General features: G+C 60.1%; 11 protein-coding genes and 1 pseudogene. 4 read left to right on the top strand and 8 right to left on the bottom strand.

Annotated elements, in window-relative coordinates; translation table 11 throughout:
• Both HMPREF2996_RS10410 and HMPREF2996_RS10405 read right to left on the bottom strand, forming a co-directional pair.
• Window positions 1-493: recombinase family protein (locus HMPREF2996_RS10410; protein WP_083313808.1), on the bottom strand; the 493-nt coding region annotated here is incomplete at its 3' end.
• 226 nt (window positions 494-719) lie between these two features.
• On the bottom strand, window positions 720-1,472 hold the full coding sequence (locus HMPREF2996_RS10405; protein WP_246823027.1) for a hypothetical protein: 753 nt from the start codon (window positions 1,470-1,472) through the stop codon (window positions 720-722).
• Window positions 1,473-1,848: 376 nt separating this feature from the next.
• Between HMPREF2996_RS10405 and HMPREF2996_RS13080 the strand changes: the two genes are divergently transcribed.
• Both HMPREF2996_RS13080 and HMPREF2996_RS10395 read left to right on the top strand, forming a co-directional pair.
• On the top strand, window positions 1,849-1,974 hold the full coding sequence (locus HMPREF2996_RS13080; protein ID WP_255366237.1) for a hypothetical protein: 126 nt from the start codon (window positions 1,849-1,851) through the stop codon (window positions 1,972-1,974).
• 417 nt (window positions 1,975-2,391) lie between these two features.
• The gene (locus tag HMPREF2996_RS10395; protein WP_070516662.1) at window positions 2,392-2,868 is read left to right on the top strand and encodes a PspC domain-containing protein; all 477 of its coding nucleotides are present in this window, start codon (window positions 2,392-2,394) and stop codon (window positions 2,866-2,868) included.
• A 173-nt stretch (window positions 2,869-3,041) separates the two neighbouring features.
• Here HMPREF2996_RS10395 and guaA read toward each other — a convergent pair whose 3' ends face one another.
• Entirely contained in the window at window positions 3,042-4,526 is a 1,485-nt protein-coding gene (gene guaA / locus HMPREF2996_RS10390; protein ID WP_070731282.1) for a glutamine-hydrolyzing GMP synthase, read from the bottom strand.
• A 119-nt stretch (window positions 4,527-4,645) separates the two neighbouring features.
• Between guaA and HMPREF2996_RS10385 the strand changes: the two genes are divergently transcribed.
• Window positions 4,646-5,332 (top strand): metal-dependent transcriptional regulator, encoded by a 687-nt coding sequence (locus HMPREF2996_RS10385; protein ID WP_070516666.1) that lies wholly within the window; start codon window positions 4,646-4,648, stop codon window positions 5,330-5,332.
• On the opposite strand, the gene HMPREF2996_RS10380 is transcribed toward HMPREF2996_RS10385, so the two are convergent.
• The 4 genes and pseudogenes from HMPREF2996_RS10380 to HMPREF2996_RS13015 all read right to left on the bottom strand — a co-directional run.
• Window positions 5,282-6,181, bottom strand: a complete 900-nt coding sequence (locus tag HMPREF2996_RS10380; protein ID WP_070516668.1) for a metal ABC transporter permease — start codon at window positions 6,179-6,181, stop codon at window positions 5,282-5,284. The genes HMPREF2996_RS10385 and HMPREF2996_RS10380 overlap by 51 nt on opposite strands.
• Window positions 6,178-6,951 carry a metal ABC transporter ATP-binding protein gene (locus tag HMPREF2996_RS10375; protein WP_070516670.1) on the bottom strand — a complete coding sequence of 258 codons (774 nt, stop codon included), beginning with the start codon at window positions 6,949-6,951 and terminating at the stop codon, window positions 6,178-6,180. The genes HMPREF2996_RS10380 and HMPREF2996_RS10375 overlap by 4 nt, the downstream gene beginning before the upstream one ends.
• 8 nt (window positions 6,952-6,959) lie before the next feature.
• Window positions 6,960-7,838, bottom strand: a complete 879-nt coding sequence (locus HMPREF2996_RS10370; RefSeq protein WP_232745304.1) for a metal ABC transporter substrate-binding protein — start codon at window positions 7,836-7,838, stop codon at window positions 6,960-6,962.
• Between the two features lie 273 nt (window positions 7,839-8,111).
• Window positions 8,112-8,255: pseudogene (locus tag HMPREF2996_RS13015) on the bottom strand (GuaB3 family IMP dehydrogenase-related protein); the annotation flags it as partial.
• Window positions 8,256-8,343: 88 nt separating this feature from the next.
• On the opposite strand from HMPREF2996_RS13015, the gene HMPREF2996_RS10365 reads away from it, so the two are divergent.
• Window positions 8,344-9,678 (top strand): coiled-coil domain-containing protein, encoded by a 1,335-nt coding sequence (locus tag HMPREF2996_RS10365; protein WP_070533096.1) that lies wholly within the window; start codon window positions 8,344-8,346, stop codon window positions 9,676-9,678.
• Window positions 9,679-10,295: 617 nt separating this feature from the next.
• On the opposite strand, the gene HMPREF2996_RS10360 is transcribed toward HMPREF2996_RS10365, so the two are convergent.
• Complete coding sequence (locus tag HMPREF2996_RS10360) at window positions 10,296-10,685, bottom strand: single-stranded DNA-binding protein (protein ID WP_070731284.1); 390 nt, start codon at window positions 10,683-10,685, stop codon at window positions 10,296-10,298.
• Between the last annotated feature and the right edge of the window lie 47 nt (window positions 10,686-10,732).

Below are 10,732 nucleotides of genomic sequence, written 5' to 3'. Positions count from 1 at the left end.
CACTACGTGTCCACGATTTGCGGGCAACCCCAACCTGGGCTTGCTCGTTAGTGAGCTTCGGTTTCGGCCCGGCGACCCTGCCCTGGGCGCGGGCGTGCGCTACGCCTTCACGGGTGCGCTGGATCAGCAGGTCTCTTTCCCACTCAGCGAGAGAGGCCATGACGTTAATGACCACTTTGTCAGCAGGACGCGACGTGTCCAGCGCGGGTTCGAGCACTTTCACGTTGATATCACGTTCCGCCAAGTCAGCGATAGTATTCACCGTCTCAGCGAGGCTGCGACCAAGACGGTCGAGCCTGGTCACAACCAGCGTGTCGTCGGGGCGCATATACGCCAGCGCGTCATCAAGGCCGGGGCGCTGCCACTTCGTGCCCGAGATCGTATCTGTGTAGATGTGGTTTTCATCGCAGCCAGCGTCGATGAGCGCCTCACGCTGGGTGTCGAGAGACTGCCCTTGTTTCGACGTGGAGACACGTGCGTAGCCGATGAGCATTAAACATCCACCCCGTCAGCAAGCGCAGCTGAAAACGGCAACCCCTTCATGAAGCGCTCCATGTAGTCCCAGTTAGGGTCGCCGGTTGGTGTAGCTGGTAGCCGAATAGTCGTCTTCTTCATACGAGTGAGATTCCATTTGTACCCGTATGAAAAACGCCATTTTTCGAATCGGATCGCCGTCACAAGAAACAGTCCTTGCCAGACTGAAATCGATTGACGCGGGATTAAGGCGTTGACGCTTCCACAGCAGCCTGCCCCACAGTGATGCTTGCCGACGCCGGACGCCCACCCTTCGACTGCGCCCGCACCCGAATATCCACACCAGTAATGCGGCCCGTACCACGACCAATGCCATGAAAAGCCTGAATATCGCCCGTGACAGTCAGCGCAGGAGACGGCACCGTTGCGCCAACCATCATCAGTGCTGCCCGACCTTTGCGCAGCTTGCCCAACAGTGGACGGCACCGCACCGGAGAGAGAGCAAGCGCCACTGGCGAGCGATACACAACCAAGTCCAGCCCCTCCGTGAGCACCGCGGCAACACCCAAAGGGTCCACCCCTGGATCCGGCACAGCGATAATGCGGCCCAGATACTTCGGGTCAATTCCGGCATAAGACAATTCCGGCCACCCCACCACACCGGCGTGACCACCTGCTTCCACAACGTGGAGAAGCATCTCCGCAACCAGCGCCGGTGTATCGCTCATATGTGTGACAGCATGGCGCGGTAGACCACCGCCAGGAAGCAGAAATCGAAACTGCTCACCGAGCGAAACCACATCTTCGCTGCCTGCGATCTTCTGTGCGAAGCCGGTACCATCCCCATCACCACCAGGGACAGCACCGCCGATCTGCGCCATTTTGGAGCGGAGCTGGGCGATCTGTTCAGCGTGCGCAGAACCACTGGAGCCCGTCGATACCGTCGATGCCGCCAGGTCCACCTCCGCGACCGTCTTGCGAACACTTGTTCCACTCACGGAAGCTGATTATGCTCCGCGGGCGAACCAAGGTCAATTGAAATTATCGAACATATTTTCTATCGCAGGTCATATGGTAGCGTCCACCTCCATATACGCCTACGACGTCCGCACCCGGACCACCCCAATCCCCACTCCGCTCATCGTCAGAGTCATGGGAACTGTGGGCGTCGCCGGATCCATCGCAGTCATGGTCTCCCAGCTCGCGATCGGCCCCAAACTCCTCATCGCGCTCGGATGCGTTGCCCTTGCTGTCGCCATCACTTTGCTCCACCCCTACCGGGGCGAGATGAGGGCATTCGCGGAAGAGAAGCGGGTAAGTACGGTGCCGTCGATAAGCATGCTCGTGCCGTTAATGCTTTGGTGGCTGGCGCTCATGCTCGCACCTCTCGCGCAATGGCCAGCCTGGGGAGTCACGCTCACATTCGCGCTCGTTGCTGGCGCTGCGTGGGTACTGTACCCGCATGTCGACGGCTCCCGTCGCCTCGCATACGCCGACTAGCAACGCACGCTGGCTAGCAACGCACGCCGACTAGCAACGCACGCCGACTAGCAACGCACGCTGGCTAGCAGCGCTCCCCGACTAGTAGTTCTCGCCGACTAGTAGTTCTTGCTGCGTTGCACGAAACCTGAATCCACAGGCCCTGGATAAGCTAATCCAGGGCCTTAAGTGCACAAACCAGTACACAAGCAGTGCCGATATTCAGGTTTTAGGAAGAAACCTGAAATCACAACGAGGCTACTCGACGCGCTGACGAAGATCGAAGGCGGCGAAACCTCCCTGAACAGGGACTTCAAAGAGGCCAGCGGCATTGTCTACGCCAGCGAATTCAGGTTTCATGCAAGGATCTCTCGATCCTCCCCCTAGACCCGTGCCATTTAGCCAGCGAGCTTTGCCCGCCAAATGCATACTTGAGCCATGGACACCAACAGCTCGTTTCAGGCCATGTGGGACACGCGCCCGCCACGGATCCCCAAAGAACAAGGTGGCAACCCACTAGTCGGTGGCATCTGTGAGGGCATCGGTGCGCGTTATAACGTCGATGTGACCTTCGTCCGCGTCGTTTTTGCTGTGCTGGCGCTCATCATCGGCGGCGGCATTTTCCTGTACCTGCTGTGCTGGTTCACCATGCCGCGTTTTGGCACGCAGACATCCCCCGCACAGGCGATCTTCACACCGAAAGAACGTCTGAGTCCTGTTGTGCTCAGAGACCGCAGCACAGGCTGGCTGTTGTTGATCGGATTGCTGATCTTCTTCCCGTCCGTCACGCTGGGCACGGATCCCAGGGCAGTATTAGCGCCGCTGGCAGGAATCTTCACCGGGTTTGTCGCGTGGTGGCTTCTGCATCAGCGCACGCCAACGCCGCCACCTTCGCTTGGAGTGCATTACAAATAAAACGAGTGGATCTCGATTACATCGGGGCCTTAGCTTCGCTCCAAAAGCCCAGGTAAAAATTCTCACCTGAGGCAGCTATGTAATCGAGATCCACTGACTATTTAGCATCAACTATTTAGCACTAACTATTTAGCGCTGGCACTTAAATCCTGGGTGTCAGCGCTAAAAGCTGGTTACTCCCACTCGATCGTGGCTGGCGGCTTGGACGTGATGTCCAGCACGACGCGGTTGACGTCCTCAACCTCATTGGTGATGCGGGTGGAAATGGTCTCCAGCACCTCGTACGGGATGCGGACCCAGTCAGCGGTCATGGCATCCTCGGAAGCAACTGGACGCAGGACGATCGGGTGGCCGTAGGTGCGGCCGTCGCCTTGGACGCCGACGGAGCGAACGTCGGCAAGCAGGACGACCGGGCACTGCCAGATCTGGTCGTCGAGGCCAGCCTTGGTTAGCTCCTCACGAGCGATCGCATCGGCTGCGCGAAGGGTTTCCAGGCGCTCCTCAGTAACCTCACCGATGATGCGAATACCCAGGCCAGGGCCCGGGAAAGGTTGACGGTTCACGATCACCTCGGGCAGGCCGAGTTCACGGCCAACGGCGCGGACCTCGTCCTTGAACAGCAGGCGGAGGGGTTCGACGAGTTCGAATTCGACATCGTCAGGCAGGCCACCGACGTTGTGGTGGCTCTTGATGTTGGCGGTGCCGGATCCGCCGCCGGACTCGACAACGTCCGGGTACAGGGTGCCCTGAACGAGGAAGTCGACGGGTGCGTCGTCACCAGATTCGGTGAGCACACCAGCAACGGCACGCTCAAAGGAGCGGATGAATTCTGCACCGATAGCCTTGCGCTTGGCTTCCGGCTCGGTGACACCAGCGAGCTTGCCCAGGAAGGCTTCGCGCTCGTCGACGGTGACCAGCTTCGCGCCTGTAGCAGCCACGAAGTCGGACAGGCCGCAGATGGCGCGGCCGTTGGGGCCGACTTGTTGCTTGACTGCGTCGATAAGCTGTTCCGCAATATTGGAGGCGGTCCAGGTCTGCTCGAGGCCTGCGATCTCGGTGAGGAAGCGCGTGAGCACCTCTTGGCCGTGCGGCGAGTGCATGACCTCCGGGTGGTACTGGACGCCGGCCATGCATAGATCAGCGTTTTCGAATGCGGCGACTGGTGCGCCTTCCGATGAAGCGGTGACCTCGAAGCCAGCTGGTGCCTCGGTGACGGAATCGCCGTGGCTCATCCATACCGGGTGGTTGGTCTGCAGGCCGTGGTGAAGTACGCCGCCGCGCACGTTCATTGCGGTGCGACCGTACTCGCGGGAGCCGGTCTTGGCCACGGTGCCGCCGAGCGCCTGAGTCATCACCTGGAAGCCGTAGCAAATGCCGAAGGTGGGCAGCCCCAGCTCGAAAATTGCCGGGTCGAGCTGCGGAGCACCGTCCTCGTAGACGGATGAGGGACCACCGGAGAGCACGAGAGCCACCGGGTCCTTGGCTTTCAATTCTTCTGCGGAAATCGTGTGCGGAACGACCTCCGAATAGATCCGGGCCTCACGCACGCGTCGTGCGATGAGCTGCGCATATTGCGCGCCGAAGTCCACGACGAGGACGGGGCGCGGGTGAGCGTTTGCGGGTGGGGTCTGCTCTGGTGCATTCGAGGTGGTAGTCACGGATTCAGAGTCTAACTCATGGCCTGGATAGACTGAACAGTCGCGACTGTGCAGGGCGGATTAGCGGTTCAGGGCGGCGTCGATAAGCGTGCTCCCGGAAGGTAAGTAGAGTTGAACGCATGTCGGTGAGCGAATTATCCACTTCGACCCAGAACTATTTGAAGGTCATCTGGAGTCTCACGGAATGGTCAGCGGAACCCGTGACGGCAACCCTGATTTCGAAGCAGACGGGGCTGCGGATGTCGTCGGTCTCGGATGCTGTGCGCAAGCTCGCCGCACAGGGGTTGATCGTGCACGCCCCGTACGGCTCGGTGGAATTGACCGAGAAGGGCCGCGGGTACGCAGTGGACATGATTCGGCGCCACCGGCTCATCGAGACGTTCTTGGTGGAGACTCTCGGGTACACGTGGGACGAAGTGCACGATGAAGCGGAGCACTTAGAGCACGCAGTCTCTGACTACCTGGTGGACAGGCTGGACAAGCTGCTCGGCCACCCCACCCGCGACCCGCACGGGGATCCGATCCCGACCGCCGACGGTACGGTGCCCGCTTTGGACGCATGCCGCCTCACGGATGCTGGGGCGGGCGCCGGTGCAGCGGGGACGACGGTCACTGTCGAGCGGATCTCCGATTCGGACCCGACCCTGCTGAAGTTTTTCGAGGAGAATGGCATCGTTGTCGGCGCCGTCCTCACGGTCACTGAAGGCGCACCGTTTTCCGAGTCGCTCGATGTGAAGGTGGACGGGGCAAAGAACTCAGTTCCGCTCGGCCGCACCGCTACCGATGCGCTGTTCGTCTCCAATTAGCCGTGCCGTTCCGCCCCGGCGCGCACGCGCTGTGACGATCCCTTGGCTCGGGCTGAACAGGTACACCAGCAGGAATGCGATCCCCTGCGCCATGACCACGAGTCCGCCAGGCGAAGCGTCGAGGTAGTAGCTCGCGTACAGCCCCGCGACGGAGCATACGGTGGCCACCGCAGGAGCGATCAGCAGCATGCGGCCGAAACTGTCGGTCAAAAGGTGCGCGGTCGCACCCGGAATGATCAGCATCGCCACCACGAGGATCACCCCGACGGCTTGCAGCCCCACCACGCAGGTGAGCGCGAGCAGGGCGAGCAACACTGCCCCAATCAGCTTCGGCCACAGACCAATCGCGTGAGCATGCACGGGATCGAAAGCGAAAAGCGTGAAATCGCGGCGCTTGAGCACGAGCACGGCCAGCGTGGCCACGCCCAAAACGAGGATCTGCACGAGATCAGCTTTGGAGACGCCGAGCAGGTTACCGAAGATAATGTGATTGAGGTCGGTGTGCGAGGGCGTGACGGAGATGAGCACGAGCCCGAACGCGAAGAGCGTCGTGAAGACGATTCCGATCGCAGCGTCTTCTTTGACCCGGCTCGTATCACGCACGACACCGATCAATCCCACGGCGAGGAAGCCGAAGACCACTGCCCCGAGAGCGAAGGGAACGCCCGCGATATACGCCAGCACCACGCCGGGGAACACTGCGTGGGACACGGCATCGCCCATCAGCGACCAGCCGACGAGGACCAGCCAGCACGACAGCACCGCGCACACGATGGAGGAAATCAGGCTCGTGGCGAACGCGCGGACCATGAAGTCGTAGGCGAACGGGTCGACAAGAAAAGAGATCATCGTTTCATCACATCCAGTCCAAAGGCAGCGGCGAGATTATCGGGTTGCAGGACATCCTTGGGCGAGCCGTGCATGAGCACATGCCGGTTGAGCAGCATCGCTTCATCAGCCAGCTCAGGTAACGCAGGGAGGTCGTGCGTGGACACGAAGACGGTGGCACCGCCGTCTGCAAGCTCGCGGAACAGCCGGGTCATTGTCGCTTCGCTGCGCTTATCGACGCCCGCGAAAGGCTCGTCCAGCAGCATGATCCTCGCCCCCTGGGCAATGCACCGGGCAACAAAGGCGCGTTTCCGCTGGCCGCCGGAAAGTTGACCGATCTGACGTGAGGCATAGTCCGTGAGCTCCACACGCTCGAGTGCATGGTTGACGGCTTCGATATCAGCCCGGCGAGGCCGGCGCGTGAAACCGAGTTGTCCGTAGCGACCCATCATGACCACCTCCCGCACGCTGACCGGGAAATCCCAGTCCACTGCCTCGCGCTGAGGCACGTACCCGAGCACACCGGTGCGGCGGGCAACCGCGGGGTCATCTCCGTTGACGGCGACGGTCCCGGAATCCGGCCGGGTCTGCCCCATGATCGTTTTGAATAGCGTAGATTTCCCGGATCCATTCATTCCGACGAGTCCGCACACGCGTCCCGGCGCAATCTCGAGGGATGCACCGTCGAGCGCGAGCACGCTCCCATAGTGAACGGTGACATCGTGCACGGATATCGCGGGAGTCGCATTCGACGAAACGGCCGCCGCGGCTGATGACGTTTCCTGTTGCACCGTGACACCTACTTCTTACCCGTCAACGCCTGCGTGATCACGTCGGCGTCGTGCTTGATCAAGTCGAGGTAGGTCGGAACCGGACCGTCTTTCTCCGAAAGGGAGTCGACGTACAGAGTGCCGCCGAAGGTGGCGTCGGTTGCATCAACTACCTGCTGCATCGGTGCGTCCGAGACCGTGGACTCGCAGAATACGGCCGGCACGTCGTTCTCCTTGACGAATTCGATGGCACGGGTGATCTGCTGCGGAGTTGCCTCATTCTCGGAGTTCACGGCCCAAATGAACCGTTCCTCCAGACCAGCGTCGCGTGCCATGTAGGAGAATGCGCCCTCGCACGTCACCAGTGCGCGATGCTGCTCAGGCAGGTTCGCCAACTCAGTGACCATGCCGTCCTGGACCTCTTGCAGCTCCTTTTTGTACTGCTCGCCGTTCTGCTTGAAGTCCTCAGCATGGTCCGGATCGAGTTCGCTGAAGGCGGTGACCATATTGTCCACGTACTTCTCCACCTCGACCGGGCTCATCCACGCGTGCGGGTTCGGTTTGCCCGCGCCCTCGTCCTCGGTGATGTCGATCGGGTCCACGCCGTCGCTGACGGTGACGTGGGGCGCGTCGACGTCCTCGACGAATTGCGCGAACCAGTTCTCCAGGTTCAGGCCGTTATCCAGAATGAGGTCGGCATCCGACGCGCGGCGGATATCAGCCGGCGTGGGCTCGTAGCCGTGGATCTCCGCCCCCGGCTTCGTCAAAGAATCCACAGTCAAGTGTTCCCCCGCGACATTCTGGGCGATGTCCTGGATCACAGTGAAAGTGGTCAGCACTTTCGGCTTTCCGCCGTCTGCACGATCCTCCTCCGGCGCGCACGCTGTGAGCGCCGCCGCGAGAATCATCGCCATCATCGCGGCTGCTGCCACGAACAGTGCTGATCGCGACTCCCGCTTTTCCGACCGAACCATTGAGTTTTCCTTTCCTGAAAATGCATTCGCCAAGGCTGTTCCATAAGTTACGCCTAGACGTACTTTTTATTCTGGACAAACTTTAGTCGGACTTACAGGAGAGTCAAGATGAATCGGCTGTGACATACGCCTCACCCCGTAGACATGAAAAACGCCCGGGGGATCATTGAAGTTCCACCGGGCGTTGTCGGCCGCGAAAGTGCGCAGCTAGCTCGAGAGGGTGATATCCACCTTCTGGAAGCTCTTGATATCGGTGTAGCCACACTTCGCCATGACGCGGCGCAGACCGCCGGCGAGGTTGTGCCCACCCCAGGTACTGGTGCTCGGGCCGTGGAGGATGGTCTGCAGGCTCGGGCTGTTGTCGCGGAGGTGCTTCACAACATCCTCGGTAGAAACCGCGTCGTCGAGGCCCCAGCCGAAGCTGAATCCACCGAAATCGATGTGCAAAGAAATCCCGGATTTCTACACCAGTGAGGTGGACGGGCGCGAAGTAAAACGTCCGCGCTATGTCGCACGCGACTACGAGGAAGCGAAACAATACTTCGAAGAGGCAATGCGTTGGCTTGCCGAGAACTTCATCCCCGGCGGCATCGATGCTGTGGCCGGAGGGGATATGAATTTTGACGAGAGCACACCGCATAGCCAGTTCCAGGCCGATAGCTTCTCCCCGAAGCCCGATGATCCGTCAAAGCTCCGCTGTAGGCCAGGTATCGCGTACAACACTGACACCTCGGTCAGGTACAAATCTGGCCCAAAAAAGGGTAAACAGATCTCGGGTAATCAAAAAATGATCGACGCGCAGCGCGGACTCCGTGAACACATGCACGCGCTCGGCTACCCAGTAGAACTGGAAGTCTCCGAACGTCACGATGAATCCCTAAACCTCGACCGCTACACGGAGCAGCAGGATCGTGAACGCGACCTTGCCAACCGCGAGGATGAAGTAGAAGTCAAGCGCCGTTCCGTACACCGCGACATGGACGCGATTGATCGTGACCGCGAGCAAGCAGCAAAAGAACTGGAACAGGCCCAGGCGGACCGTGAAGCAGCGCGAAGTGTACAGGAGAACGCTGAACAGCAGGCTCGCGAGGTTGCAGAGCGTGTGTTGCGTGAAGCACGCGAGAAGGCTGAGCAGGACGTCGAGCAGATCCGTAGCGATGCACAGGCTGCGGCTGAGCAGGCAGTAGGGCTGGCCGAAGCTCAAGCAGATGAGCTGCTGGACCGTGCCGAAGAGGTCAACAGCGCTGCAGAGGCCAAGCTCAAGCGTGCAGAGCAGGAGGCTGAAACGATCCGCAGCGAAGCACGCAAGGAAGCCGAGCGAGACGCAGAAAAGACCCGTAGCGAGGCCACACGAGACGCTGAGAGCACTCGTAGCGAAGCACAACGTGATGCTGTGGCCATCCGCAGCGAGGCCACGCGTGAGCGTGAACAGCTGGCCAACGAACGTGCAGCCCTGGACAGTGAGCGTGAAGCCTTTGACACGGAGAAACGCGCATTCACCGAAAGCCTCGAAGCGCGCCGCGCAGCTGCAGAAGAGGAAGCCGCCATCATTATCGAGGAGGCAACGCAGTCTCTGCAAGAGATTTCCCACGTAGACCGGGTCTTCCTGCATGTCGAACTCGATAACGACCCTGAGATGAAGCAGCGGTATCGGGTTGCTGTTGAGCAGCGTATCCAGCAGGAACGGACCGCCGCACGCCGCCGTGCTCAGGAACGAACCAACAAGCGCCGCCAGCAGCAACAGCGCGACCGCGATGGTGGCATGGAGCTGTAGCAGCTCGCCACACGCCTTGTACGGCCCTGTAGCGGCCTAGCCGGGTGTCGCCGGGGTCAGTGCCCAGAGACAGCGCTAAAACCGCTCTAATTCAGCGAAAATCGAAGAATTAGAGCGGTTGTTTTGTGTAGCGGTAATCCTGTAGTGCTGTGAAATAGCGCGTGTAGTGGCGTGTTTGTTGTGCTGTTGATTGTGTAGTAGAGGTACGTGGCTACAGTGCCGTTAAGTGGACAGTAGATGAGTACGTAGAGAGTGCAGCGAAAGTGCCTGCAGAATGTGATGCAGAGTTACAGCGTCATTTAAGTAGTCAATAAACGTGCTAATGAAATGACATGTAATTTAACTGCGCAGTAAATGTGCCAATGAAGTGGCGCGCCACTACAGGGTGCAGTGAAGTGATTGATCCAGCGGCGTGTAGATGTGTCAGTGCAATGCGCAGCGAAATGGCGTGTTTGTTGCACGGTAAAACAGCGCGTGTCGTGGTGCGTGTATTGCGCTGTGAAATGACGGTGCCCCAGAGCAGGCGCGGTAGCGATCCCCTACCGGACGGCAACGGCGTCATGCGCGGTTTGTACTGAAAAAATAACCCCGCAGGGAATCCCTGCGGGGTGTTGTGGTTAGAACGGCACTTCTTCAGTGTCGTTGGCGGCGGTGCCAGCGCCGTTCTCACGGCGTGCAGCGCGGGCTGCAGACTCTTTCTTCGAGTCGATGAGCTGCACCGTATCGATGCGTGCGATCAGCGGGTAGTGCTTCACGCCATCCTTATCGGTGTAGTTGTCCGTCTTGAGCGAGTAGCTGACCGCGACCCGGTCACCAGCGCCGATGCAGCCGAAGACACCGAGGTTCTTAGCGTCCTGCACGTAGCCGGTGAGTTCCACGATCTCAGACTCCACCTTGCCGGTGTTCTTGTTCTTGAACGTATTACGCGCGTAGACGTTGAGCTTCACGGTAGCGCCGCCGTTTGCGTGCTCAAAGATCTTCGGCTCGCGAGCGGTGTTGCCAACAATGGTGCCGGAGTTGAAGGGCCTGACCCCCGGAAAGTAGACACGTCGGG

Source organism: Corynebacterium sp. HMSC066C02 (assembly GCF_001814945.1).
In the GTDB taxonomy this organism is placed as follows: domain Bacteria; phylum Actinomycetota; class Actinomycetes; order Mycobacteriales; family Mycobacteriaceae; genus Corynebacterium; species Corynebacterium aurimucosum.
Note: the sequence above shows the minus strand (reverse complement) of the source record. Positions and strands in the feature narration are given on the sequence as shown.

Excerpts from the sequence above, each read along its gene's own strand:
- HMPREF2996_RS13080 (WP_255366237.1), top strand. The coding sequence starts at position 1,849 with ATGCTCGCACCTCTCGCGCAATGGCCAGCCTGGGGAGTCACGCTCACA.
- HMPREF2996_RS10395 (WP_070516662.1), top strand. The coding sequence starts at position 2,392 with ATGGACACCAACAGCTCGTTTCAGGCCATGTGGGACACGCGCCCGCCA.
- HMPREF2996_RS10385 (WP_070516666.1), top strand. The coding sequence starts at position 4,646 with ATGTCGGTGAGCGAATTATCCACTTCGACCCAGAACTATTTGAAGGTC.
- HMPREF2996_RS10380 (WP_070516668.1), bottom strand. The coding sequence starts at position 6,181 with ATGATCTCTTTTCTTGTCGACCCGTTCGCCTACGACTTCATGGTCCGC.
- HMPREF2996_RS10370 (WP_232745304.1), bottom strand. The coding sequence starts at position 7,838 with ATGATTCTCGCGGCGGCGCTCACAGCGTGCGCGCCGGAGGAGGATCGT.
- HMPREF2996_RS10365 (WP_070533096.1), top strand. The coding sequence starts at position 8,344 with ATGTGCAAAGAAATCCCGGATTTCTACACCAGTGAGGTGGACGGGCGC.